Origin of the sequence: Bowmanella denitrificans (genome assembly GCF_002887595.1) — a bacterium.
Classification (GTDB): Bacteria; Pseudomonadota; Gammaproteobacteria; order Enterobacterales; family Alteromonadaceae; genus Bowmanella; species Bowmanella denitrificans.
Genome location: NZ_PEBU01000004.1, coordinates 211537 through 237134 on the forward strand (window position 1 = coordinate 211537; position 25598 = coordinate 237134).

Sequence of the window (25598 nt, forward strand, 5' to 3'; positions counted from 1 at the left end):
GAGAGATTGTCATGGACAAGACCCTGACATCGACTGGTAACTCGGCCGCCTTTGGCTGGCTGGGGCGCCCCCATTCATTGCCGCAATCTGCCAGCCGTAAGGCTGAGTTGCTGGGCAAATTGTCACAACCGCTATATGTGCTGGATATTGAAGGTCATCAGATTCTGGAAGAACAGGGCATGGCCGTTGCTGACGATCCTCAGGCGATTCACTGCCTGGGGATGATCAATCCCTGTCTGCCCGGCATGTTGGGTAGTCGTACTTTTTGTCGCGACTATGGGGTCAAGGCGGCTTATTACGCAGGGGCTATGGCCAACGGTATAAACTCGGTGGAGATGGTGGTCGCCATGGGACGCGCGGGGCTGTTAAGCGCCTTTGGTTCAGGTGGCTTATCGGCACAACGGGTGGCGGCGGCGATTGATGAGATTCAGACGGCGTTACCGGATGGCCCTTATGCCATCAATCTTTTGCACAATCCGGGTAACCCGGATTGGGAAATGCAATGTATTCGCCACTGTCTGGAGAAAGGTGTCAGGGTGGTGGAAGCCTCGGCCTATATCAACTTAAGTGCTGCGATAGTGTATTACCGGGTGGCGGGATTAGAACGTGGAGAAAACGGTCAGATCCAGGTTAATAATCATGTGATTGCCAAAGTGTCACGCCCCGAAGTGGCTCGTCAGTTTCTGCAACCGGCGCCCAGGAAATTGCTGGACAAACTGCTGACAGCCAAGCTTATTTCCGCGCAACAGTATGAATGGGCGCAAAGCGTGCCGATGGCCGACGATATCACAGTGGAATCAGACTCCGGCGGCCATACCGATCACGGTGTGCTGAGTTGCATTTTCACCGAAATCCGTGCTGAACGCGATGCGTTACAACGCCGCACCGACTATGCCAGAAAAACCCGAATTGGCGCTGCTGGTGGGTTGGGGACGCCATATGCCGTTTACGCAGCCTTTGCACTGGGTGCTGATTATGTGGTGACAGGTTCTGTCAACCAGGCTTGTGCCGAAGCGGGTACCTCAGATGCGGTGAAAAACTTACTGAAGAAGGCGGGGGTCAGCGATGTGGTGTCTGCACCTTGTGCCGATATGTTTGAGCTTGGTGCCAAAGTACAAGTGCTGAAGAGTAATTCCATGTACGGGGTGCGGGCACAGAAGCTTTACCAATTATACAAGGCGCATGACGACATTAACGCCCTGTCAGACAAAGATCGCCAGATCCTGGAAAAGCAGTATTTTCAACGCCCCATTGAACAGGTGTGGCAGGAAACCTGCGAGTTTTTCCAAAGTCGTGGCATGGAAGAGCAGATCGCCAGTGCACAGAAGCAACCGAAACGCAAAATGGCGCTGATTTTTCAGTGGTATCTCGGCCAGTCTTCCAAATGGGCCATAGATGGTCAGGCCGACCGGCAAGTGGATTATCAAATCTGGTGCGGGCCGGCCATGGGTGCCTGCAACAACTGGTTGGCGGGTAGCGAACTGGCCGAGCGCCGTTCCTGTGTAGAGTTAGCCGCCAATTTGATGGTTGGCGCGGCCTACCTGGCCAGACTGAACCAGTTGCGTCAGTTTGGGGGCGAGCTCGGCAGCGAATTACAGCAAGTGATACCCCGTCCTCTGTCCGAACTTCAGGCTTTCTGGCTTAGTGCCAGCCAGCCTATTCAATCCGCCGACAACGTGACGACCAATGTGGTAGCCAGGGAGCGGCAAAACATCAACCAAAGAGATCAAGTAACCATGAATAATCCCAATGCAGTGATGAACAAATCAGCAAAGATCAGTCTGGATTTGACCCGTTCGAAGGAATACTACAAAAAGACCTGGGATTTGTTGCCGGGCGGTGCACATTACAATTTTGCCGATCCTGAACGCGCGCTGGTCATTCCTTTTAACAAAGGCAGAGGTGCACGGGTATGGGACCTGGATGGTAATGAACATCTGGATATGTTCTGTAAGTTCGGTGCGTTGTTTGTCGGCCACCACAATCCCACTTATAACCAGGCCTTGATGAAGTATATGGAAAAGGTTACATCGGTGGATACCTGTGACCTGGAACTGGAAGTGTGCGAAACCCTGACTCACCACATCCCTTGCGCTGAGATGGTGCGCTTCAGCCTGAGTGGTACCGAGGCGGTACAAAATGCCTTGCGTCTGGCCAGGGCATATACGGGTAAAAATCGTTTTGTGCGTTTCCATGGCCACTATCATGGCAATGCCGATAATGTGATGGGCGGACGTAAGAAGAAAGACCTGCAATGGCCCACCCCGGAACTGTTTCGCGGCGACATGCTGGACACCCAGGGACGCGCACGGGATATTCTTGAACAGCAGTCTTTTATGCTGCCCTGGAACGACATTGATGCACTGGAAACCGTATTAAGCCAGCACCATGAAGACATTGCTGCTGTGCTGATGGAGCCTATCTGCATGAATGGCGGAGGCATTCTGCCATGCAAAGGCTATCTGGAAAAAAGTAAGGCACTGTGTGAGAAATATAATGTGGTGCTGATCTTTGACGAAATCATCACCGGTGTTCGCTTGGGTCTTGGCGGCGCACAGAAAATCCTCGGCGTGACGCCACACCTGTCAACCTTTGCCAAAGCCCTGGCGGGAGGCTCAATGCCTGTGTCGGCTATTGCCGGGCACAAAGACATCATGAATCTGTATACCCGCGGCAAGGTGATTCATGCCGGTACCTTTAACGGTTATCCGCTGGGCTTGGCGGCGATTAAAGCCACTTATGAAATTGTTGAGCAGGATCCTGGTTGCTATGAGCGTATGGGCGGGATCATGGCCAAGATCAGTCAGAGTTTCATTCGCGCAGCCCGGGATGTGGGTATGCCAATGGTCGTCCAAGGTATGCCAACCGCGCTGGTGTATCATTCGCAGGCGCATCTGGTGGACCGTTCAGAAGGCTATACCGACCGGGTCAAATTCTGCGACATCATTATCCGTGAAGTGGCCAAACGCCACGGTTTGCAATTCTCGCCACTGTCACGCCTGTATCCCAATCTGATGATCAATGACGATGATGTGACCTTCTTCGAGTCACGTATTCATGATGCCATGGCCAGTGCCAAGCAGCTCATTGATATCACCTTTGAGGAGGAGGCAAGCGCGTGAGCTCGCCAATAGCCTTGGTTACAGGCGCTGCCGGTGGATTCGGCAGCGCCATCTGTCACAGCTTGCTGGATTGCGGCTTTGTGGTGGTGGCCACCGATGTGAATGGGCAAGCCCTGGAGCATCTGGCAGCGCATCTGCACAGCCCGAACTTAAGCTGTTATCTAATGGACGTTTGTGATGTGCCAAGGATTGAAGCTGTGGCACAGCAAGTCATGCAGCAGTTCGGCCGCCCGGTGGAAATTCTGGTCAACAATGCCGGCATTATTGGTAAGAACTTCTGTCTGCAGGAACAAGGGCCCGCCGAAGCTAAACGCATTATTGATATCAACCTGACCGGTTGTTTCAACTGTACTTCCGTGTTTTCCCGCAATATGGCCAGACAACGTGCCGGGCGTATTATCAATATCGCCTCAGTGGCTGGTATTTGGGGGGCTTCTGGAGGTTCGGCTTATGCCGCATCTAAAGCCGGTCTGATTAAAGCATCGGAATCATGGGCCAGGGAGCTTGGGCCGTTGAATATCATTGTCACAGCCATTGCGCCGGGGATCTGCAAAACCAAGATGTTCGGTCAGTTTGTGGAAGAAGAACAGATTCAAAGCAAGGAAGAAATCAAAATCGTCAAATCCATTGTGCCGGTGGGGCGACTGGGAGAGCCTGAAGATGTCGCCGAAGTGGTGCAATTCCTGGCGACCTGCAAAACCAACTACCTTAACGGCACCGTGATTGAAATGGACGGCGGCATGCGTGTCGGCCAGTTATAACCGGGAGGACATATGGATTATCGCAACCAAAGCCAGATGCAAAATATCTTTGTAACCGGCGCCACCGGCGTGTTGGGCGCACGTGTGTTGATGGAAATACTGTTGACGACCCACGCCTGTGTTTATTGTCTCAGCCGCGCTTCTGAGCCCAGCCAGGCGCAGGCGGACATTGAACGCATGTTGGCCGTGTATGACCCACAGGGCAGCCTGGCAGAACACCTTTGGCGGGTTATCCCAGTCATCGGCGATGTCAGCCAGGCAAACCTGGGGTTAAGCAGTGATGTTTATCAGGAACTGGCGCACAGCATGGATTTAGTGATTCATAGTGCGGCAAATGTTAGCTTGATGGCCAGCTTTGAAAAGTTATCACCGGTTAATCTGGACGGAACGCAGCGGATAGTGGATTTCTGCCTGCAAGGCGGCGCATCCCTGCTGTTTGTGTCCAGCTTCAGTGTTATTGGTGATCACTTGTATCACCCGGTGACATTGCAGGAGTCACAGCTGGATATTGGCCAGGGATTTGAGGATCTTGGCTATGAACGCAGTAAGTTCAGTGCTGAGCAACTGGTCAGAAAAGCCAGCGAGCAGGGACTGCGCTGGAGCATTGTGCGGCCCGGCAATATCTGGGGAGACAGTGAAACAGGTTGCTACCCATTGTTTGAAACCAAGGTTCGCGGCATTTACTACGAAATGATCCGGGCACTGGTGGAAACTGGCTATAGCTACCCCAGCGAAGAAGATTTTGACATTTCGCCGGTGGATTATGTGGCCAGAGCCAGTCTGTATGTCGCCATGAATCCGTCCAGATGCTGCTACCAGACTTACCATCTGACCAACCCCAAGCCGGTGAATTTCAACCAACTGGTGGGATTGATCCGCGGGCATGGTTACCGGATTCGTGAGCTTAGCCAGGAAGACTATTTCGGTGCACTGTATGAGGAGCGAATGGTGCGTGACGGACGCCCTTATCATTCCGCCTTTACTGATCTGTTGACCCTGTTCCTAGCTGATACTGACTTAGAAGAACAGGCGAAATGGGACACTTCGGCGATTGATGCGCTGCTGGCCGATACGGATATTCGCTGCGCGCGATCTGACCAGCGGCTGATGAGCCGTTATCTGGATTATGCGGCCCGGCGCAATTGGATTGCCAGCGTGGATAAACAGGGGCCACTGGCAAGCCTGACCGACGAAGTACACACCAAGGTGTTTATGGACGAGTTGTTTGAGCAGACCCTGGCAGGTTAATCGGAGAACCTCAATGCGCGATCTAGTCTTGATGGGAGCCCCTCCCGGTCCTGCTGGTGCCTGGAGCAAATGCCGTTATCAGCTGTTCAGCAATGATCAGATGATCGGTAGCTTGCTTAGCAGCCGGCGCTTGTGCGGCACTGAAAAAGGATTTGAGCTGGGCATTTCGGATGAAATGAAGGTGGACATTCATCGCTTATTCGGTGGTTATCACCTGCACAGTGAAGAAGAATTGCAGCTTGATCAACATGGCTTGGCTGGTTACCGACTGACCGCCGAAGAGGATGGCAGGCAGTCGAAGGTGAGTCTGCTGCGTAACCAGCAGGACATCAGTTGGCAAGTACAGAGCAAGGCTGGAGGTGTCGTTGAGCAAATCAGTACGGCGCTGGACAGTTTTGACTGCACGTCAGAAACCGCCGCCTGGCTGTTTCTGTGCGAAGGGCAACAAGTACAGACACTGCGGGTATTGGACCTGGACGATCTGGAGATACGCCAGGTTCGCTACGTTTACGAAGGTAAACAACATGTGCAGTTGGCTGAAGGCTGGTTTGATTGTCATAAGGTGACGTTTGCCAGTGACAACAAAACCGGTTGTATGTATCTGGTGGAAGATAACACTGGCATCTGGCTGGGCAGTGAGTCTGGCCGGGACAATGATGGTGACTACAGGATTGAATTGGTGGAATATCAAAACCGTAAGGGGTAAAGAAAATGACAAAGGATTTGACACTGGCGCTGTGCCAGGCGGACCCGTTATGGCATGACAGCCGCGGCAATCTGCAGGCCTTTACAAAGCGTTTGGCTGGGTTGCAAGAGGTTGATTTGATTATTCTGCCAGAAATGTTTGCGTCTGGTTTTACCATGGATCCAGGTGCAGTTGCCCAGGCCATGGACGGAGAAGCGGTCACCTGGATGTTACAAACCGCCAGAGATAAGAATGCCATGTTGGTGGGCAGTCTGGTGATTGAGGACGCAGGTGGGTACTACAATCGCATGCTTTGGGCGCATCCTGATGGCAGCCTGCAATTTTATGACAAGAAGCACTTGTTCAGTTTTGCCGGTGAACACCAGCATTATCAGCCTGGCGATAAAAAACTGGTGGTGGAGTTTCGCGGTTGGCGATTAGCGGCGTTTGTTTGCTTTGATCTGCGTTTCCCGGTCTGGTGTCGTAATGACAAGGATAATCCCTATGATGTCGCGGTGTTTGTCGCAAGCTGGCCGCAGGTTCGAGCAGCGCATTGGAACGCCTTGCTCAAGGCTCGGGCCATCGAGAACCAGTGCTACGTTGCTGCCGTTAACCGGGTAGGAACGGATGGCAACCAGGTGGCCTACCAGGGCGATTCGCAGGTCATCGACCCGCTCGGGCAGGTGGAATGCAAGGCGGCTTTGCAGGACAGAGTGCTGGTCTGGCAACTGCGCCGTGAAACTGTATTACGTACCCGGGAAACCTTCGCCTTTCTCAGGGAGGCCGACAATGTGGTGTTGTTGTAGACAGACCGCGCTGACCGCAAAGGACATGTTGCCATGCTGACGTCTTTGTATTTTAAGTACAAATGGTATCTGATTTTTACCGTGCCGATGAGCCTATTGCTGGGGATGGCCAGCATGAGCGTGATCGCGATAATCAGTGACGCGCTGGGCAATGGCCTGGACAATATGCAATACGGTCCCGTGGTGTTTTTTTGTGCCATTGGACTGCTGTTCTTACTGGGACTAGGTAACGAACTGCTGCGTGCGCGGTTGTCTGCCCGGGTCAGTTACGACATACAGCAACGTATGATTGCCAGGGTGAGCGCGACCTCTCTTGAGCAGGTGGAGCGGGTTGGTTTACCAAAAGTGATTGCCACTATGACACAGGACCTGACGGTGGCCGTGCGTTACTTTCATGTGTTGCCGGAGCTGTGTGTCAACATTGCCATTGTGCTCTGTGGTGTGGCCTTTATGGCTTACTTGTCTCTGCCGGTGCTTGGGTTAGTGGCGGCTTGCCTGTTATTGACCGGTGTGGTGATTACCTTGCTGGTACTTGGAACACACAAAGACAGGGTCAGCATTCGCGAGCAGTTGGACACCGTGATGGGGCACTATCAGAGCCTGGTTAAAGGTGCAAAGGAACTGACCTTAAATCGTCATCGACAACGTTATTTCACCGGGCGGTTGACCGGCATTCTGGCAGATATTCGTGGCCGGACTCAGCGGGTTTTGTCCTTACTGGCGTGGATGGAAAGCTGGGGGCAACTGGCGATATTTGCCATTCTGGGAACAATTATTTTTCTGGCCAGCCATCTGGTGCCGGTCAGTGGCGAAATCATTGTTGGCTTTGTGATTACCTTATTGTTTCTGCTTGAACCCATAGAGGTGATCATCTCGCATCTCGATGAACTGGTGCAGGCTAAGGTCGCTTTCGACAAGATCGACAAGCTGAAATTGGCCGAAGCCATACCTCAGCGTCAGACAGATTTACCTTTATTAACCCACAGCCAGGGTAAAACCTTGTCGTTGCACGATGTTGTGTATCGGTATGAGCGGGAAGACGATGGTCAGGTTAAAGCCTTTCAACTGGGCCCTTTGTCATTGCAACTGCAACCTGGTGAGGTCACGTTAATTATCGGTGGTAATGGCACCGGTAAGTCTACCTTGTTGAAGGTTATTTGTGGTTTGTATCCGCCGCAATCCGGGCAATTGCAGATCGCAGGACAACCGGTCTGCGCGCAAAATATGGCGGCTTTCCGTGATCATTTTTCGTTAATTATGCCGGATTTTTGCCTGTTCGAAGATGTATTGGATGCCAACGGACAGCCCTGTGAGGACGCTGAGGTTGCCGCCATGCTGACGCAGCTGAAACTGGATAAAGTGGTCAGTTGTAAAAATGCGGTGTTGGATAAACTGGAACTCAGCCAGGGACAACGCAAGCGCCTGGCGCTGCTGCTGATGTATTTTGAGTCAAGACCGATAGTGTTGCTGGATGAATGGGCAGCGGATCAGGACCCCACTTTCAAGCGGATATTCTACAAGGAAATTTTGCCCAGTCTTAAAGCTCAGGGTAAAACAGTGGTGGTGGTGTCTCACGATGAACGTTACTTTGATTCGGCAGACAAGGTCTACAAACTGGACGAAGGGCGTTTGCAACCGATGCTGACAAAATCCATTATCAACGCTGACCAAAGCCTGAGTCAGCATACAGCCTGACAGACAAAGGCGTACCGACGCTGGCTTGTATTACCCACACCTGAAATCAACAATTTTGCCGTTGGCAACTTTTCAATTTCAGGAGTGGGTGTATGCAAGGTGAACATTTTGACGACGTATTGCACAGGGTGCTGACGAATGTGGAACAGGACTTTATCAGTGAGCCTGTGATGGCCTTTGTCAGTGCTTTCTTCCTTTTCAACATAGCTATTATGCTGGCAGAGATGCTGCTGGATGCCGGGCAGTCAAAACCGCGTCGCTGGTGGGATACCGCCGGTAATCTGGCGATCCTGGCAGGCCAGACGTTGATTAACAGTACTATCCTGGGGGTGGCCGCGGTCATTTTTCTGGCCCCCTTTACTTTGCTGCAATGGTATGAAATTCCCAGAACGCTGTGGAGCTGGGTACTGGCCGTACTGGTGGCAGATTTTCTGTACTACTGGATGCACAGGGTGGAACACAAGGTGAGGATCCTCTGGGCCTTTCATAGTGTTCATCATTCCTCACAGGACTATAACCTGTCGGTGCCTGGCAGATTAAGCTGGGTACAGGATTTTCAGGAGTGGATCTTCCTGATCCCCATGGTGTTAATGGGCTTTGATCTATTTCAGACCCTGATCGCATTTGTGCTGGTCAGCCAATATCAGAACTGGATCCATACCAAGCGAATAGGTCGCCTGGGATGGTTGGAATACTTATTTAATACACCATCGGCGCACCGGGTACATCACGGCACTGCCAGGCATCATCTGGACAAGAATTTCGGTGGCATTCTGATTATCTGGGATCGCATGTTTGGTACCTTCCAGAGCGAAGACCAGCCGGTAATTTACGGCCTGACAGACAATATTCACAGTAACAATCCTGTGTGGATAAATCTGGTGGAGTACTGGCGTATGGCACAGGATTGTTGCTCTGCAAAAGGCTGGAAAAACAAACTGGCCGTGCTGTTTGCCCCGCCAGGGCGCCGACCTGAAGTGCTGACAATCGCTGACAGCAAACTTACAGATTCAAGCATCTAACTGTTTTAATCTGCTTTTTAACTGCTCAGCCCGTGGTCAAGCGTATTGAACACCACGCAATACTATTATGGAGTTAGCATTGTTTGTCAGCCAAGCAAAGGCCCCGTTAACAGCGGCCGCCAGATGCCTTGTCATGGCCATATTGCTGTGCGGGATAAACGCCTGCGTATCGCATCCTGCACATGATGAGCAAAACCACTTGCCCGCTGGTTGGTTAGCGGATAGCTGGCAACATGCGCGGGATGTTACGCCTGTTGCCAGACAAGTGGAAACAACCATCTTCAGCCAGATTCAATCAGCTCAACTGCAGGACTTAATTGATCAGGCACTGAATAACAATTTTGCCCTGGAAGGAAACCGACTGGATGTGCTGGCCTTTGCACTGGCCAGTAAACAGGTGGATGGACAACGCTTGCCGGATATTCAATTGCAGGGACAAGCTGACCGGGAAAAGGCCCTGTATGAAGAGGAACCTTTATATACCAAAGGATATGCCCTTGGTCTGGTGCTGGAATGGGAGCTTGACCTGTGGGGACGCTTGCATCAGCAAAGTCTGGCACAGCGGGCTGAGCTGGACGCCATGCGGGCCGATTATCAGGCCGCCAGACAGTCGCTGATTGCTCTGGTAACCCGTACCTACCTGGATATGTGGCAATTGTCGGCATTGCTGGAACTACAGCGCCAGCGGTTGGCTATCTATACCGAGTTGCAGCAGATTGCCGAAGAGCAATATAAAAGTGGTCTCAGCAATTTGCAGGACTGGTCACTGGCAGCCCTGCAAGTACAAGAAACACAGGTTCGTGTTACCGCATTAGAAGAGCAATTCCAGGCCAGCGAAATGCAACTGGCGGTGCTGCTTGGAAAAACGCCGGGTCCGTTGAACTTCTCTGCCACCTTGCCGGATATTCGTTCCCCGGTGTTATCTGTACCGGCCATGGTGCTTGTCCGTCGTCCCGATGTGCAGGCTGCATTTCAGCGCCTGATGGGCAAGGGATACGAAAAAACGGCGCAGTACAGAGCGCTGCTACCGACCATCAGTCTCAGTGCCAATACGGCCAGAAAGGCGGACCGCCTGGGCGGGCTTGGTGGCGCAGAAACGGTATGGGCACTGGTAGGCGGTATCAGCCAGTCCCTGCTGCTGGCTGATTTGGCGGATGCTGGCCCCTTGTCGTTGGCGAGAGCCACAAGCATTCAGGAACAGGCTGAGAAGCAGCGCTATCTGCAGGTGGTACTGGATGCCATGCTGGAAGTGGAAAATGCCCTGCTCAGGGAGCGTTCTCTGGTCACCCAGGGCCGACAATTGCAACAGGCCGTCAAACTGGCAGATGAACTGTATCAGGATTATCGCGCGCGTTATCAAAGTGGTCTGGTTAACTTATTGGATCTGCTGACTATTCAGGAACAATCACTGGCAGCCAGAGAAGCCCTGTTGGAAAACCAGGCTCAGCATGTGCACAACCGAGTGTTGCTGGGATTGGCAATGGGTCTGGGTGAACCAGACTCCGTGGCAAAAGCAAAGGAGAACACGGCCTTATGAAATTAACTGGCTGGTTGAAACAAAGGGCCTGGCCCATAGCTATTGTGACGCTGGTGCTGTGTGTCATGTTGGTGGTGCTGGATGAGGTGGAAAAACACCAACTGCAGGTCAGGCAGCAGGCCAAGCCGACAGGAGCTGTGTTGCCGGTAGTCAGTGTCACTCAGGTTAAACCGCGCCAGTTGACGCTGGATGTCAAAGTGCTGGCCAGGCTAAAACCACGCTATCAAAGTCTTATCAGCAGTCAGGTTGATGGCCATATTGTCGGTTTTAGCGAACGTTTGCAGGAAGGCGTTGTTGTTGAAGCCGGTGAGGCACTGCTGCAGCTTGATGACAGTGAATACCAGGCACAGCTTGACCAGGCCAAAATGGAGCATGCTCAGGCCCAGGTCGCGTTCTTAACCGAGCAACGTATGGCCAGGCAGGCGTCCAGAGACTGGCAACGAAGCAATCAAGGCCAACCTGACTCGCCACTGGTTCTCAGACAGCCGCAACTTGAAGCGGCGAAAATGACTGAGCAGGCAGCCCGTACTAACTTAAAGCGCGCTGAAACGCTGTTGTCCTATACCCGTATCGAATCGCCTTACCGTGCCGTGGTGTTAAAGCGACATGTTAACCCCGGCGAAATGGTTGGCAGTGGCCAGGCATTGGTGGAGATCATGTCTGTGGATGAATTTGAGTTGGTCGTGGCCTTGAATGACAAACAATGGCAGTTATTGGCTGACGACTGGCAACATAGACAGGCACGGCTGCGCGATCCCCTCAGCGGGCAGGTTTGGCAGGCAGGGATCCGCAATGCCGGTTACTTCTACGACAACGACACCCAGTTACGTAATTTATATCTGAGCATGGCCAATCAAGGTGCTGATGGCGGCTTGTTACCCGGGCGATTACTGGAAGTCAGTTTGCCCGGGCAACAAGTGCAGGATGTGCTGCAGATCCCCGAATCGGCCTACACCAGAGACGCGCATATCTGGTTGTTGGGACAGGATAACCGCTTGGAGAAAATGACACCGGAAATCCTGGCCGTGATGGACGATAGCCTGGTGGTAAGGCCACCAGGTCAATCGCCTGGGACTTTCCGAATTGCCCTGTTTCCCCAGTCTCAGTTTACCGTCGGTCTTAAGGTCAACCCAACCGAGCCGGATAGTTTGAACGGCAATGCGGCGCAGGTCGCAGCCCTGTCCGGGGCCATACAATGAAAGGACTGGTACGCTGGTTTGTGGCCAATCCGGTGGCCGCCAATATGCTGATGCTGGTAATACTGGCATTTGGATTACTCAGCGCCTGGACCATGCGCATAGAAGGTTTTCCGCGTATACCGCCCGATACCGTGGAAGTGAGTGTGGTGCAAATCGGTGCCAGTACCCAACAGGTCCATCAATCTATCACTCAAAGTCTGGAACAGGCCCTGGAAGGTCTGCCAGGTGCCAAACAGATCTCCAGTTTGTCCGGTGACAGTCTGGCCACGGTTTATATACGTCAGCAGGACGGCTATGACCTGGGGCGGTTGTTAGAAGATGTAAAACTGCGCATCGACAATATTACGACCTTGCCGCTGGCGGCTGAACGCCCCCAGGTCAGGCGCGCTGAATTCAGTTATCCGGCCATGATTGTGCAGGTTTATGGTGACGTGGCACAGGAGGAGCTGCAAAAAGCCGCCAGGATCATTAAGCAGCGCTTGTTACTGCGCCCGGAAATATCGCAGATAAATCAATGGGGGGAACGCCCCCATGAGATTTCTCTTGAGATCAGCCATCACAAGTTACAGGCTCATGGTTTGCGGTTCGAACAGGTGGCACAGATGCTGAGCCAGGCTAGTCTTGAATACCGCACCGGGCAGTTGAAAACCGTCGGTGGGCGCATTCAAATTCGTGCTGACCATCTGGCTCGTGATGTGCGTGAGTTTATGCAGTTGCCGTTGTTTACCAGTGCCGAGGGCCATGTGGTGCGTTTGGCCGATGTGGCCGAGATTCGTGACCAACCCGAAGACGATGATCTGCTGGTCACCTTTAACGGCCATCCGGCGATTGGTTTTGAAATCATGATGGGGCAGCAGGACAATCTGCTGGACATTAATCAGGCTGTTCAGCAGGTGGTGGCAGAATCCGAAGACATTCTGTCTCAGCGCATCAAAGCGGATATCTGGGCCAATCAAAGCGAATTTGCCACGCAGCGCCTGAGTTTGCTGCAAAGCAATGCGCTGCAGGGACTGATTCTGGTGTTTTTGATCCTGAGTCTGTTTCTGAATATTAAAGTCGCCTTTTGGGTGGCGGTGGGTATTCCTGTCAGTCTGGCCGGTACCATTGCCATAATGGATCTGTATTTTGGTTACTCGCTGAATGACATTACCACCTTTGGCATGATTATCGTGCTGGGGATCCTGGTGGATGATGCGGTGGTGATAGGTGAGAGCGTGCATCACGGTCGACAGTCAGGTGGCGATCCGCACCAAGCCACGGTTGCCGGGGTGGAAAAAGTGGCGACCGCCACGGTATTTGGCGCATTTACCACCCTGGCAGCGTTTTTTCCCATGACGGTGCTAGAGGACCCTTTTGGCAAAGTCTTTGGTAGCTTTGCGGTGGTGGTAATGATTGCCCTGGTGTTTTCACTACTGGAAAGTAAGCTCATTTTGCCCAGTCACCTGGCTTCCGCCAATTTTGCCAGCAACGAACGGGAAAATATGTTTGCCAGGGGGCTGAAGTTTCTGCAATTAAAGGCTGAGTGGGGGTTGTCCTATGTCACCGAACACTGGTATCAACCCTTATTGCAACATTGCCTTCGCTATCGTGCCACCACACTGATCCTGTTCACATTGGTGTTGCTGTTTGCGTTTAGTTTGCTGTCAATTGGGGCTATTCGTACCACGTTCTTTCCCGATATTCCCGGCAATATCATCAGCGTGAAACTGGAAACCGACAGTCGCCTCAATCAGCAAGTCACGTTACAAAATGCCCGGCAAATATTGCATCAGGCTGAAAAACTGAATCAGCAGTGGACCAATGAGTTTGGCCTGACAACGCCGCCTTTTGCCAAACTGATGCTGGCCGTTGTTGGACCCTCCAGTGCCGAAATCTATGCAGAACTTTCTGCCACAAGTGAACGCCCAATGGATACCATGAGCATGCTGGATAGTTGGCGGGATCATGCCGGGCAACTGGAAGGTGCGCAGAAAGTGGTGTTTACGGTGGCCGAAGAAACCACTGGTGGTTTTGAGCTTGAGGTGTTTGGCCCGGATCCTGAAGGTGTCAAGGCGGCAGTGCAACAAGTGGTTGACGGGCTGCACCAAGTGCCACACGTTTCGGATGTGGCCAGCGATTTACAGTCCGGTAATGCAGAATTACGTTTGCGACCAACCCAGGCCGGAATGAATCTGGGGGTGGACGTCGCTTTACTGGCGGCACAACTGGGTGATGCCTATGGTGGCCTGGAACTGCAGCGTTTCCAGCGCGGAATGGACGAGGTGAAGGTCTATCTGCGTTATCCGCAAGAGGACAGAGACAGTCTGTCTGACCTGCTGCATCAGCAAATTCAGTTACCTGGCGGACAATGGGTGCCTTTGCTCAGTGTCGCTGAACTGGATGCGGGCTATGTGCCGCGTTGGATGTGGCGACGGGATTTTCAGGATGCAGCTACCGTAACCGCCAATATCGACAAGCGGCACAGCGCTTCACCTGAAGTGTATGGGCAGTTAATGCAAGGGCAACTGGCTGACTGGTTGTCAGCACATCCCTCAATCAAAGTGATGCCTGCCGGCGAGCTTAAGCGCGAAGAGGAAATGGCAGACAAACTCTGGCGCGCCTTGATTCTGGCTTGTTTGCTCATCTATGTGCTACTGGCCATTCCGCTTAAATCCTATTGGCAGCCGTTGATCATCTTGTCAGTGGTACCCTTTGGTTTTGTGGGAGCGGCCATTGGGCATATGCTGATGGGCCTGCCTTTTAGTGTGCTGTCATTTTTCGGCATGCTGGCTCTGACCGGTGTGGTGGTTAACGACAGTCTGCTACTGGTGACCAGCTATAACCGCTATTGTGCCGAGGGCAAAGCGAATCCACTGGTGAGTTCTGCAACCGGCAGGGTCAGGGCGGTATTTCTGACCACGGCCACCACCGTCATAGGTTTGGCCCCCATCCTGCTGGAAAGCTCAGAACAGGCTCAGTACCTTATTCCTGCGGCCGTGTCCCTGGCCTTTGGTGAACTTTTTGCCACCCTGGTGACCCTGATTTTAGTGCCGGTACTGGCCAGCTTTTACCGGGTTGCTCCTGTGAGCACCAAGGTTAACGAGGCTTTGCCATTGCCTGAGGCGTTTGAGAGAGCTTGAAGGTATGGGTAGCGCGCGGAAAAGATTGATTCTCATTTGGTCATATCTTACTGTGATGACAGCTTGTCTTGGCTATTTGAAGGCAAGAGGCTGCATCGGATTGTCACCAATGGAAAAGAGAGATGAAAGGGACCATTGTCTTAGTTGAAGACGACAAACGCTTGTCGTCGCTGATTTGTCAGTTTTTGCAAAGCGAAGGATTTGAAATATTCCCACTGCATACTGGATTGGGGGCCTGTGAGGAAATTCAGCGCCTCAGTCCGGATTTGGTTATTCTGGATTATATGTTGCCAGAAATGGACGGCATTGAGATCTGCAAGTGTCTGAGGCCAAGGTACAGCTCTCCAGTGTTGATGCTGACCGCCAAAGATGATGATTTTACCGAAGTGACCGCCTTTAACTGTGGTGTAGATGATTATATTGCCAAGCCGCTTCGTCCTCATGTGCTGATGGCCAGAATTTATGCTTTATTGCGCCGACGTAAAGAGCAAGCCAGCAATGAAAATGTGATTTTTGCCCAGGACCTGCGTATCAATGTCGTTGACAGGGTTATTTACAAAGGGGATTTGGAAATTGACGCCACTGATGCCGAGTTTGATCTGCTGGTGGAACTGGTGAAGTCGGCGGGCAATATTGTGAAACGTGACCAACTGTTCAATTCATTACGCGGTTTTGAATATAACGGCACGGACCGCTCTGTCGATCAGCGGGTCAGCACATTGCGTAAAAAGCTAGGTGATCAGGATCCGCCACACCAATATATTCGTACGGTTCGAGGACGGGGTTACTTGTTTCCGCGTAACAAATGGTAATCTTTTTCCTGCGTTTTTTCGTAGGGGTAAGCTCGACATTGTTGATTTGCCTGGTATTGATTGGTTTCTTTTTCGAGAATCAATATGAGGATGCCATTGGTCAGGAACATCTGCGCCTGACCAGGGCGCTGACGGGGCTGTTATCCACTCGTATGTGTCATGTACCTGAACAGCAGTGGCCGGTTGAGATTGAGCAGTTGGCCGGCGAATATGCCTATACCATTGCGTTGACTGATATGGATAGCCTGCCTGCGGCCAAGCAACTGGCGCTGGTCAGCGATGGAGTGGTGGTATCGGTAGAAAGCGGTTTTATCAAGGATGCCGTGCGGGTTTATTACCCTAATCCCTGTGGCCGGGGCGTGATACGTTACATCCCTAATGTGGATTTCAACTCCTTTTACAATGTACTGATTGGTGTCACCTTGGGTTTTGTCCTGATCAGTTTTGCCCTGGCGGTGTTAATGCTGGCCTGGCCGATTATCAAGCACATTAACAACATGGTCAGCGCCAGTCTGGCGATTGCTGATGGACGCTTTGATGCCAAGGCCGACGAAGATGCTCCGGCCCCCCTGGACGAGCTGGCCCGCGCCATTAACTTTGTGGCCAATCAGATAAGCCAGTTAATCCAGGAACAGGAAGTGATGATCAGTGCGGCATCCCATGAATTGAATACGCCTGTGATGCGGTTGAACTTTGCATTGGAACTGGCAGATCGCATTGATGATCCTGAGGCACTAAAGGCACATGTGCGTAGCATGAAACTGGACATCGAGCAGCTTGAGCAGTTGGTGGTGGAAATGCTGGCGTATTCAAAATTCAGTTTTTACTCAGCCAAAGTCTACCCAGAGCCCTTACATCTGTTGCCTGTTATTGAACAGGCGCAGGAGCAGGCCAGTCGTTACAGTGACAAATTTGTGATTGAAATGGCATGTGACGCCGGGGTGGTGGTGCTGGCAGAAGAAAAGAGCTTGCTTAAGATCCTGAGCAATTTGCTCACCAATGCCCATAAATATGCCAAAGGCTATGCCAGGATAACAGCCACAGCCTTGGCAGATTGTACCTGTATCACTGTGGATGACGACGGTCCTGGCATTCCTGAATCTGAACGACAGGCGGTTTTGCAACCTTTCTATCGGATTGAAAACAGCCGCAGCCGGGATACTGGCGGAGTGGGGCTGGGACTGGCCATAGTAAATAAGGTTATGGCCTTGCATGGCGGGCGTCTGGAAATCGGCAGTAATGAATTTGGTGGCGCCAGTATCCAGTTGTATTTTCCTCTTCAACCCGTTCAGGGGGCCGCCCGAATGGCAACCCTGGCGCAATAGCCGGCCGAACAGGCCACAGACAAGGAGACAGGTCTATGATTGATAACAGGCAATTCATCCTTAGCGGCACTCAATGCAAGATGCGCGGTGTGATGGTGCTGGTGTTAGCGTTGTTTTCCACGCAGGGAATGGCCCAGTGCCCGGCCATGCAGGCCAGTTATGAGGTTCAGGTTGACGGTGATCTGGTGGGGAGTATGTCTATTGAGCGGCAACAGCAGGATCAGACATTGCTGCTGGTCAGTCGAACCTATTTACAGGTGCCCTCATGGGGGGGAGATTATGATGTTCGCTCGGTCACGGCCGAGGAACATCAGGCTTCACTTGTTAAAGCCGATACCCGCACCATTGAAGATGGTAAGACGATATGGAAACGCGTGAGCAGGGAAACAGACGAGTATTGGTTAAGTGCATCGCGAGTTGCAACAGCCTCTGAAGCGGAAGAGCAGGCACTGGTTGATGCTACCAGTGGTGTGCTGACCGGTATGGTGCCAGGATTGGGCGATGCGTTGACGATACTCAGTTTGTTTTCCGAACCCGCCAGGCCCAGCAGCAGCGGAATGCGTATTAGTGAAGGGGATATCGACAGCAGCTTGCTTTACCTGCCTTGCTACTGGCTAACAGTGAAACAACAATTGCCTGATGAGCTGAGGCTGCTGGATAGTGAGGAAATTTACTTGCGGCATATGCAGTTACAGCAAAGTAATGAGCAGGATATGACGGTGCAAGGGCAACAACTTGCCACCCGCTATTATCGTTACCAGAATAAACAAGGGGAAAATTTGGAGATTTGGCTGGGTCAAACGCCCCAGGGACCGGCCATTGTCCAACTTAAAGGCGAAGAGGACGATACGCCATACCTGATTAAGCTGAAAGAGTGGGGGACGTCCGCCCCGGCGCTTTGAACTATATGATGGCTTAGGCGGTTATGGGCGATGGAATAAATGGAATCCCTTTACTGTTGTCTGACTGATATGCTGCCAGATATGCAACTGTTGGTAATCAAGGAGTCCTGATGAGACATCGCCCCCTGCTTTTCACTCTGGCCTTATGTGGTGCCTTGCTGAATAAGCCTTTAGTGGCCGCCACACTGGCCGAATCCATTGATAACGATCTTCCCTCGTTAATGACGCTGTATCGTCATCTGCATCAGTATCCGGAACTCAGTGGCCGTGAAGTTAAAACCGCTGCCATGCTTGCTGGCGAAGCGCGTAAACTGGGTTTTGAAGTGACCGAAGACGTTGGCGGGACCGGGGTGGTGGCGATGATGAACAACGGCCCCGGTCCGGTGGTAATGATTCGGGCCGATATGGATGCCTTACCTGTTATCGAACAAACCGGCCTGACATTTGCTTCCAAAGTAACGGCGACGACCGAGGAGGGGATGGAAACGGGTGTGATGCATGCCTGTGGTCATGACACACATATGGCAGGTTGGCTGGGGACTGCCCGCCAGTTGGTCAAACGCAGGAGTGAATGGTCAGGCACCCTGATGATGATTTTGCAACCGGCCGAAGAGCGTGGCCGGGGGGCCAGGGATATGCTGAATGACGGCTTATTTACACGCTTTGCCAAGCCTGACTATGCTCTGGCATTTCACAATTCTTCTGCCGCACCGGCAGGTGAAATTGGTTATACACCAGGTTATACCCTGGCCAATGTAGACAGTGTGAATATTGTGGTTCATGGTGTTGGCGGCCATGGCGCCTACCCGCAAAGTACTAAAGATCCTATCGTACTGGGCAGCCGAATCGTCGGTGCGTTGCAAACGCTGGTGAGTCGTGAACTGGATCCCCAGGACCCAGCGGTTGTGACGGTCGGCAGTTTTCAGGCTGGCAGTAAACATAACATCATTTCCGATAAAGCCACTTTGTTGTTGACGGTGCGCAGTTATTCAGATCAAACCCGTCAGCAGTTGCTGGACGGTATTGCTCGTATCGCCAAAGGTGAAGCCATTGCAGCAGGTTTGCCAGAAGCCTTGATGCCAGAGGTAACCTGGAAGCAGGAATATACGCCTTCCACCTGGAATGATCCTGAATTTACCCGGAGTACAGCGGCCTTATTGAGTCAGCATTTCGGCAGTGAGCGGGTAAAGGAAGGCAAACCTAGCATGGCAGGGGAGGACTTTGGACGTTACTATCGGGCAGACAACAGTATCAAGAGTATGATTTTCTGGGTGGGGGGCGTGCCAAAAGAACGCTGGGATAAGGCTCAACAGACGGGCGAGAAACTACCTTCATTGCACAGCCCTTTCTGGGCTCCGCAAGCCGACAAGGTGGTGGCCACTGCGACCGAAGCGCTAACGGTGGCGACGTTGCATCTTTTGGCTAAATAAATGCCAGACCAGGTAAAGGCCAATTCATGTGGATTGGCCCAACAGACTGGTATAATTGTCCGCATACGGATAAAAACTCAGGCATAATGCCAATGTCCTGAGCATTTGGGTTACGGATTTGTCCCGTCTTGTTATTCTTTTTGTCATCGTTTTCCTGTGGCTGATGCCTAAGGTCGCAGTCGGCGGCCAGACCGAGGTTTCAGCCCCTGCATGCGATAAGAGCTTGCGGGTGCATCTGGATTTGCACGCGCCGTCCGCTTATTTAAACAGCCAGGCTCAGGTGGAAGGAATGGATGCGGATATGGCGTATCAAATCCTGACCAGAGCCGGATGCAAGGTGAGCTGGCATTTACAACCTATGACCGGGGCAAGAATCATCCGCAGCCTGCAAGATGGCCACTTTGATGTGATGATTCGTGCATCCAACACCCCCGAACGTCAACAGTATGCTTATTTCAGCACCCCCTATCGCCAGGAGGTGGTAGGCGTATTCAGTCTGAAAGAATCTGGTCTTGAGCCATTTTTGACACTGGATTCGGCCTTGGCGCAGAAACTGCGTCTGATTGGGCCGGCCAGCGGCTGGTATGGCGAATATTTCGAACAACTACGCAAACGCTGGCGTGAATCAGGCTTGTATACATCTTATCCAGACGCCGCTAAGGCAACGGAATTGCTGTTTGCCACCCCTTCACGTGGTGAGCTGGTGTTGGTAGATGCGGATATTTTCTTCCACCATCTTGGTCGTGAAAGACATCATCTGGTGCAGTTGATGAAAGACAGATTAATGGTGACTCCGGCACATTTGATGCTAAGAAAAAATGCGGTTGAAGCTGAGGATTTGCTCGCAATTAATCAAGCCATTCAAGATTTGCGTGAGGAAGGTGTGCTAGCCGGGTTGGAAAACCGTTACCGACCTGTACCTTTGCAACAAATGCTGCAAACCCGCAAAGATGACTAAGCTTGTCTCACGCACTCATCATTAAACCTCGAAGTTCCATGACAAGTTGACTTAGAAGGCTAACAGGCGCATTTTTGCAGGTGTGTCGGAAATCACTGAGAGTGATGCTGTGGAAAGAATTATCAAGGACATTATTCGTGGGGTCTCCAATACCTACGGGCAAGCATTTTTCGAACAGATCTGCCTGGCGTTAAGCGGGGCTATTCAAGCGGATTATACCTTTATCGCCAAGTTGGATAAGCATCGTAATGAAGCGCAGACCCTGGCGTTAGTGGCCGACAACCAAATAGTAGACAACATTACCTATTCCCTAAAAGGCACCCCTTGTGCTGGCGTGCTGGATACCACGACCTGCTGTTACCCAACCAAAGTTTGCAGTGCTTTTCCTGAGGATCAACTGTTGGTCGATATGCAGATTACGGGTTATCTGGGGACCGCAATTCATGCCTCCGACGGTCAGGTGATGGGTATTGTCGTGGCACTGTATAAGCATCCTATTGCAGCGCCAGATACCACTCAAACCCTGTTTGAGCTGTTTTCCGGACGTATTTCCGGTGAAATGGAACGGCTTGAATTTCAGCAAAAGTTGCAAGGTTTGAATGCCACACTGGAGCGACGGGTGGATGAGCGAACCAATGCCTTGCAAGAGGCGATCAATAATTTGCAGCAAACTCAGGAGCGCCTGATTGAATCGGAAAAAATGGCCGCACTGGGCAGCCTGGTGGCCGGGTTGGCACACGAGGTTAATACGCCACTTGGCGTGTCTATTACGTCCGCCAGCGTGGTTAATGACAGTCTCAAATCTTTTTGGCCTGCGTTACGAAGTGGAAAATTAAAGCGTTCCGATGTAGATCAGGTTGAACAGCGCTGCACTGAAGCGCTGGGACTGCTGGGGAATAATCTGACCCGTGCCAGAGATTTGGTGGCCAGCTTTAAGCAAACCGCTGCCAGCAAGCAAGAACTCAAAATGGAAGAGGTGGATCTGGTTCAGTATTACCGCAATATTCTGCACTTGCTTTCGCCCAGGATTCAGCAAAAAAACATTGATGTTGAATTCAACTGTCAGGTTGAGCGACCTGTGCTCACCTTTCCCGCCGCCCATGCACAAATATTGACGCACCTAATCAATAACAGTATGACCCATGCCTTTTCGCACAAGCATGGCAGCGCCAAAATCATCATTCAACTGCGCGAAGAACAGGGAATGTTACTGCTGGATTATTGTGATAACGGCAGGGGATTATCAAGCCGAGAACGGCAACATCTGTTTGAGCCGTTCTTTACAACAGACAGAAAGGCGGGTAGCACCGGATTGGGGATGTCTATTCTGTTTAATCTGGTTACCCAGAAATTAGCGGGCCAAGTCCGGTTGAAAGACACAGACACAGGTTTCGCCATGGAAATTCAACTGCCGCTGGACTTGGCAACTATTGCAAACGCTTCTTAGAGATTGATAAAGAGGCTATAGCTGCAGCTCCGCCAGCCTGCTGTCAATTTCATCCTGCGTTGACTGTGCCTGATATTGCAGGCTGCGCAGTTCGGCAGCTAAGCGCCGCAGCTCACGGCGCAGGCGGTCATTGTCGCGCAGCAATTCTTCACGTTCGGCCTTGCTGCTGGTGTCATCCACAATCCTGTCTTTGTTGTCAGCCAACTCTTTTTCTAATGACTGCTGCTTGTCCTCAACCTGCTGTTGGTCGCGTTTTAGGTTTGCCAGCCGATCTTCTGCCTGGTTGAGTTGCTGACCTAAAAAATAGCCTTGCTGGAAATCGGCGAAACCGGCATCTTCACATAGCGGATTAAAACTATTGCCGCTACGTCCTAATGTCACGCCGTTCGGATACACACAATACTGCACCACTCCTTTTTTATGGCCTGCCTGATACTGGCCAAAATCACTGGAAAGCTGATGCCTGGCGCAATCGGCCTGATAGTCGCGAAATTCAGACAAGGCTTTGCCGCGACTGCCATCTGTCAGGCCCATGGCATACCAATCGGCCACCATACATTCTTCTTTGCTGATACTGGCGCAGCCAGATAGCAACGAGATGGCAAGCAAAGGCGCTAATAGTTTGGTGGGGGAAGCTGTGTGCACTATGGTGTCCTTTATATTTCTTATCAAACAGAGCGATGTATTATGCCAGAGTAGCGACTGACACTGAATGGAATCTTAATCCTGGATGAGTCCCCGCCAACTATGCTGTTTTACGCTTGTTAATGTCTGATTAAGGATAATCCTATGAAACGTACAATGATTTTACTGACTGCCTGTTTGTCTTTACCGGTGTTTGCCCAGTCGGTTCCCTCAGATGCCTCTGTCCTGGAATTACTGGAACTGACTGGTTCAAGAAATATGCTGGAACAGGCTCAGGATCAGGTTGAAGCAACCATGCTGTCCAGTTGGCAACAAATGTCCAGCTCGGTTGAATACACACCCGCTCAGCAGCAGCAAGTGGAAACCATGCTGAAGAAAACCGCTGAACTGATTAACCAGAAAATGAGTTGGCAGGAGATGCAGCCGATGATGCTGGAGATTTACCAGCAAAGTTTTAATCAGGTGGAAATCGACGGCATGATTACTTTTTACCAGTCCGATGTTGGTAAAGCCGTGATTGCTAAAATGCCTCAGGTCATGCAAGCCAGTATGCAGGCCATGCAGCGCCAGATGATGGATATCATGCCGCAAATTCAGCAATTGCAGCAGGCAACCATGAGCCAGGTTAAAGCCGGACAATAAAAAAACGCCTCATTTGAGGCGTTTTTTAATCTTGGCTTACTTACTCAGATCCAGTTGATATAAGGCAAAGCCATTTTCATCGGTTTGCACTGGGCTGGTGGGAGTCACGGCCGGTAGATCTCCTGCCAGGGCCTTTACGGCCTCGGTAGGGGAAGTGCGGAACACCACATTCAGGGTTTCACCGCCTTCAATGGCTTTAAACTTCCAGTTACCATCGGCCGATGGGTCGAAGCCGTTGGGGTTTTGCTGGGATTGGCCAATCAGGTAATTGCGCAGCACGCCACGGTTCTCATCCGGACCTTCAAATACTTCACTATCTGTGGGGTTAACTTTAGGGAAGTTGCCGCCACCTGATGCGCGGTAGTTATTGGACACCACCAGAAAATCACCCTGCATATCCACGGGTTCACCGTTATAACGCAGGTTGACGATACGATGAGCGTTGGCATCGGCCAGTTTACCATCCAGGTCATAGCGATTCGGTTGGGTGACATCGATCTCGTAGGTGACACCGTCAATAACATCATAGTTGTAGGTTGGGAAGGCTGTGTTCAACAGATTCTGCTGTGCGCCGCTGGTAGGATCAATCTGGTTAAACTGGCCTGCCGAGCGTTCCAGCCATTCTTTGACGTCTGCCCCTTTTAACTTAACCAAGCGAATGGTGTTAGGGAAAACATACAGGCTGACGGTATCGAGCAGAGCAATCTCGCCTGCCGCCACATTGGTGTAGTCCTCAATACCATTTCGTCCGGCCCGAAACGGTGCCGCCGCTGACAGTACAGGTAAGCCATCCAAAGAGGTGCCTTGAATAAAGCGTTTACCCCAGTCGATTTGCGCATCGGCCACGACCTGAATGGATGGGTCGTCCTGCACCAGGGCAAAGAAGCTGTATATAGGGGCAGAAATTTTCGCAAAGGGTTGGCTAATCCAATCAATGGTGGCTTGGTGTTCTACTTCAATGGCACTTAACACTTCATCATCTGCTTCAGCCAGGTCAACAAAGTCTCCTTTGGCTGCACTGCCGGAGCTGATTGGACGGGCTTCTACCTTGGACTGTGCTACTTCCCAGCCACCATCTGAGGTGGGTTTTAATACCAAATCAATAATACCCAGATGATTACCGAAGAAGCCTGGCATCACAGCTGGCACACCATTAATGGTGCCAGCCTCATTATCGACGCCTGGTAAGTTGCTATAGGCGGCGTCACCAGGGAAAAGTCGGTGATCATGGCCAAACAGTATGGCATCGATACCGGGCACGCTGGCCAGGTACAAAGAGGTGTTTTCCGCCATCTCTTTGTGTGGTGCGCCGGAAAGACCCGAGTGAGGAATAGCAATAATGATATCCGCACCTTCTTCTTTCATCTTAGGCACAAACTTTTTGGCCGTTTCGACGATATCATGGGCGACGACTTTGCCGTCCAGGTTAGCTTTATCCCATTGCATGATTTGTGGCGGGGTCAGACCCAGGTAACCGATTTTGATGGTCTGCGTATTACCATTGGCATCCACTACCTGCTTTTCCTGAATATGATAAGGGGTAAAGCGATTCTCATCATTGCTGGCATCGTTATCCCCGTCCGCCTTATAAACGTTGGCATTGATGTAAGGGAAGTCCGCGCCCTGAATCGTGGCATCAAGAAAATCCAGGCCGAAATTAAATTCATGGTTACCCAGGTTACCCACATCATAGTCAAGCAGGTTCAGGGCTTTGTAAACCACGTGAGTGCTGCCGGCCAGAATGTCGTCACGGCGCACCAGGGCTTCATAATCGCCTAAAGGACTGTTCTGGATAAGATCGCCGTTGTCCACCAGCACGCTGTTGTCGACCTCAGCCCGGGCTTGTTTAATTAAGGTGGCGGTATTGGCAAAACCTATGGTTTCAGAGGCGCTCTGGGCAAAGTAATCGTAGTTGGCCAGATACATATGAATATCGGTGGTTTCCATGACTCTTAATGTCACCTGTGCCGGAGCCGGTTTTACCACTGGAGGCGGGGTGGGCTGCGGTGTATCGTAATCATTGTCTGAACAGCCAGCCAGTACGCTGGTGACCATCGCCGCGACCATGCCCACTCTCATTTTTCTTCCTATACCTTTCATGTCTTCCTCAAGTTGAGTTGCGATATCGTTGCACGATTGTAGGGGCGTAATAGCTAAGCAAAATTAACTTCGTGTGAAGTTTTTATTAAGAGTTGAGGTGTCGTAAAACTGGCACAATTTTGTGATGAATTCTTAATCACTCC

The 25598-nt window shown here is 51.7% G+C and carries 19 protein-coding genes; 17 read left to right on the forward strand and 2 right to left on the reverse strand.

Annotation, left to right across the window (positions count from 1 at the left end; all coding sequences use genetic code 11):
- The first annotated feature begins 11 nt into the window (after positions 1-11).
- From CSR04_RS09990 to CSR04_RS10065, 16 genes are all read left to right on the forward strand, one after another.
- Complete coding sequence (locus tag CSR04_RS09990; RefSeq protein ID WP_216362543.1) at positions 12-3122, forward strand: PfaD family polyunsaturated fatty acid/polyketide biosynthesis protein; 3111 nt, start codon at positions 12-14, stop codon at positions 3120-3122.
- Positions 3119-3883 (forward strand): SDR family NAD(P)-dependent oxidoreductase, encoded by a 765-nt coding sequence (locus tag CSR04_RS09995; protein ID WP_102796141.1) that lies wholly within the window; start codon positions 3119-3121, stop codon positions 3881-3883. The genes CSR04_RS09990 and CSR04_RS09995 overlap by 4 nt, the downstream gene beginning before the upstream one ends.
- Before the next feature lie 12 nt (positions 3884-3895).
- Positions 3896-5131: an SDR family oxidoreductase gene (locus CSR04_RS10000; protein ID WP_102796142.1), complete on the forward strand. Its 1236-nt coding sequence runs from the start codon at positions 3896-3898 to the stop codon at positions 5129-5131.
- Between the two features lie 13 nt (positions 5132-5144).
- The gene (locus tag CSR04_RS10005) at positions 5145-5837 is read left to right on the forward strand and encodes a DUF3108 domain-containing protein (protein ID WP_102796143.1); all 693 of its coding nucleotides are present in this window, start codon (positions 5145-5147) and stop codon (positions 5835-5837) included.
- A gap of 5 nt (positions 5838-5842) precedes the next feature.
- Entirely contained in the window at positions 5843-6622 is a 780-nt protein-coding gene (locus CSR04_RS10010; protein WP_102796144.1) for an amidohydrolase, read from the forward strand.
- Positions 6623-6655: 33 nt separating this feature from the next.
- On the forward strand, positions 6656-8317 hold the full coding sequence (locus tag CSR04_RS10015; RefSeq protein WP_102796145.1) for a cyclic peptide export ABC transporter: 1662 nt from the start codon (positions 6656-6658) through the stop codon (positions 8315-8317).
- A gap of 92 nt (positions 8318-8409) precedes the next feature.
- Positions 8410-9339 (forward strand): sterol desaturase family protein, encoded by a 930-nt coding sequence (locus CSR04_RS10020; protein ID WP_102796146.1) that lies wholly within the window; start codon positions 8410-8412, stop codon positions 9337-9339.
- 67 nt (positions 9340-9406) lie between these two features.
- Complete coding sequence (locus tag CSR04_RS10025) at positions 9407-10876, forward strand: TolC family protein (protein ID WP_102796147.1); 1470 nt, start codon at positions 9407-9409, stop codon at positions 10874-10876.
- Positions 10873-12075, forward strand: a complete 1203-nt coding sequence (locus CSR04_RS10030) for an efflux RND transporter periplasmic adaptor subunit (protein ID WP_102796148.1) — start codon at positions 10873-10875, stop codon at positions 12073-12075. The genes CSR04_RS10025 and CSR04_RS10030 overlap by 4 nt, the downstream gene beginning before the upstream one ends.
- Complete coding sequence (locus CSR04_RS10035) at positions 12072-15194, forward strand: efflux RND transporter permease subunit (RefSeq protein WP_102796149.1); 3123 nt, start codon at positions 12072-12074, stop codon at positions 15192-15194. The genes CSR04_RS10030 and CSR04_RS10035 overlap by 4 nt, the downstream gene beginning before the upstream one ends.
- A 122-nt stretch (positions 15195-15316) precedes the next feature.
- The gene (locus CSR04_RS10040) at positions 15317-16006 is read left to right on the forward strand and encodes a response regulator transcription factor (protein ID WP_102796150.1); all 690 of its coding nucleotides are present in this window, start codon (positions 15317-15319) and stop codon (positions 16004-16006) included.
- A complete protein-coding gene (locus CSR04_RS10045) occupies positions 16000-17331 on the forward strand; it encodes an ATP-binding protein (RefSeq protein ID WP_102796151.1) in 1332 nt (443 codons plus the stop codon). Before CSR04_RS10040 ends, CSR04_RS10045 begins: the two co-directional genes overlap by 7 nt.
- A 35-nt stretch (positions 17332-17366) precedes the next feature.
- Positions 17367-18233, forward strand: coding sequence for a hypothetical protein (locus tag CSR04_RS10050; protein ID WP_102796152.1), 867 nt, complete (start codon positions 17367-17369; stop codon positions 18231-18233).
- 110 nt (positions 18234-18343) lie between these two features.
- Positions 18344-19663, forward strand: a complete 1320-nt coding sequence (locus CSR04_RS10055) for an amidohydrolase (protein WP_102796153.1) — start codon at positions 18344-18346, stop codon at positions 19661-19663.
- A 163-nt stretch (positions 19664-19826) separates the two neighbouring features.
- Positions 19827-20621 carry a substrate-binding periplasmic protein gene (locus CSR04_RS10060; RefSeq protein WP_146027143.1) on the forward strand — a complete coding sequence of 265 codons (795 nt, stop codon included), beginning with the start codon at positions 19827-19829 and terminating at the stop codon, positions 20619-20621.
- Between the two features lie 109 nt (positions 20622-20730).
- Complete coding sequence (locus tag CSR04_RS10065) at positions 20731-22068, forward strand: sensor histidine kinase (RefSeq protein ID WP_146027144.1); 1338 nt, start codon at positions 20731-20733, stop codon at positions 22066-22068.
- 15 nt (positions 22069-22083) lie between these two features.
- On the opposite strand, the gene CSR04_RS10070 is transcribed toward CSR04_RS10065, so the two are convergent.
- The gene (locus CSR04_RS10070; RefSeq protein ID WP_102796156.1) at positions 22084-22713 is read right to left on the reverse strand and encodes a DUF2799 domain-containing protein; all 630 of its coding nucleotides are present in this window, start codon (positions 22711-22713) and stop codon (positions 22084-22086) included.
- Positions 22714-22857: 144 nt separating this feature from the next.
- Between CSR04_RS10070 and CSR04_RS10075 the strand changes: the two genes are divergently transcribed.
- Positions 22858-23355 (forward strand): DUF2059 domain-containing protein, encoded by a 498-nt coding sequence (locus CSR04_RS10075; protein WP_102796157.1) that lies wholly within the window; start codon positions 22858-22860, stop codon positions 23353-23355.
- 36 nt (positions 23356-23391) lie between these two features.
- Here the strand turns inward: CSR04_RS10075 and CSR04_RS10080 are convergent, their stop codons facing one another.
- A complete protein-coding gene (locus CSR04_RS10080) occupies positions 23392-25434 on the reverse strand; it encodes a bifunctional 2',3'-cyclic-nucleotide 2'-phosphodiesterase/3'-nucleotidase (RefSeq protein WP_102796158.1) in 2043 nt (680 codons plus the stop codon).
- Between the last annotated feature and the right edge of the window lie 164 nt (positions 25435-25598).

What these genes read in the sequence shown, in the direction of transcription:
- CSR04_RS09990 (WP_216362543.1), top strand. Translation starts at nt 12, where the DNA reads ATGGACAAGACCCTGACATCGACTGGTAACTCGGCCGCCTTTGGCTGG.
- CSR04_RS10000 (WP_102796142.1), top strand. Translation starts at nt 3,896, where the DNA reads ATGGATTATCGCAACCAAAGCCAGATGCAAAATATCTTTGTAACCGGC.
- CSR04_RS10005 (WP_102796143.1), top strand. Translation starts at nt 5,145, where the DNA reads ATGCGCGATCTAGTCTTGATGGGAGCCCCTCCCGGTCCTGCTGGTGCC.
- CSR04_RS10010 (WP_102796144.1), top strand. Translation starts at nt 5,843, where the DNA reads ATGACAAAGGATTTGACACTGGCGCTGTGCCAGGCGGACCCGTTATGG.
- CSR04_RS10015 (WP_102796145.1), top strand. Translation starts at nt 6,656, where the DNA reads ATGCTGACGTCTTTGTATTTTAAGTACAAATGGTATCTGATTTTTACC.
- CSR04_RS10020 (WP_102796146.1), top strand. Translation starts at nt 8,410, where the DNA reads ATGCAAGGTGAACATTTTGACGACGTATTGCACAGGGTGCTGACGAAT.
- CSR04_RS10025 (WP_102796147.1), top strand. Translation starts at nt 9,407, where the DNA reads ATGGAGTTAGCATTGTTTGTCAGCCAAGCAAAGGCCCCGTTAACAGCG.
- CSR04_RS10030 (WP_102796148.1), top strand. Translation starts at nt 10,873, where the DNA reads ATGAAATTAACTGGCTGGTTGAAACAAAGGGCCTGGCCCATAGCTATT.
- CSR04_RS10035 (WP_102796149.1), top strand. Translation starts at nt 12,072, where the DNA reads ATGAAAGGACTGGTACGCTGGTTTGTGGCCAATCCGGTGGCCGCCAAT.
- CSR04_RS10040 (WP_102796150.1), top strand. Translation starts at nt 15,317, where the DNA reads ATGAAAGGGACCATTGTCTTAGTTGAAGACGACAAACGCTTGTCGTCG.
- CSR04_RS10045 (WP_102796151.1), top strand. Translation starts at nt 16,000, where the DNA reads ATGGTAATCTTTTTCCTGCGTTTTTTCGTAGGGGTAAGCTCGACATTG.
- CSR04_RS10050 (WP_102796152.1), top strand. Translation starts at nt 17,367, where the DNA reads ATGATTGATAACAGGCAATTCATCCTTAGCGGCACTCAATGCAAGATG.
- CSR04_RS10055 (WP_102796153.1), top strand. Translation starts at nt 18,344, where the DNA reads ATGAGACATCGCCCCCTGCTTTTCACTCTGGCCTTATGTGGTGCCTTG.
- CSR04_RS10060 (WP_146027143.1), top strand. Translation starts at nt 19,827, where the DNA reads ATGCCTAAGGTCGCAGTCGGCGGCCAGACCGAGGTTTCAGCCCCTGCA.
- CSR04_RS10075 (WP_102796157.1), top strand. Translation starts at nt 22,858, where the DNA reads ATGAAACGTACAATGATTTTACTGACTGCCTGTTTGTCTTTACCGGTG.
- CSR04_RS10080 (WP_102796158.1), bottom strand. Translation starts at nt 25,434, where the DNA reads ATGAGAGTGGGCATGGTCGCGGCGATGGTCACCAGCGTACTGGCTGGC.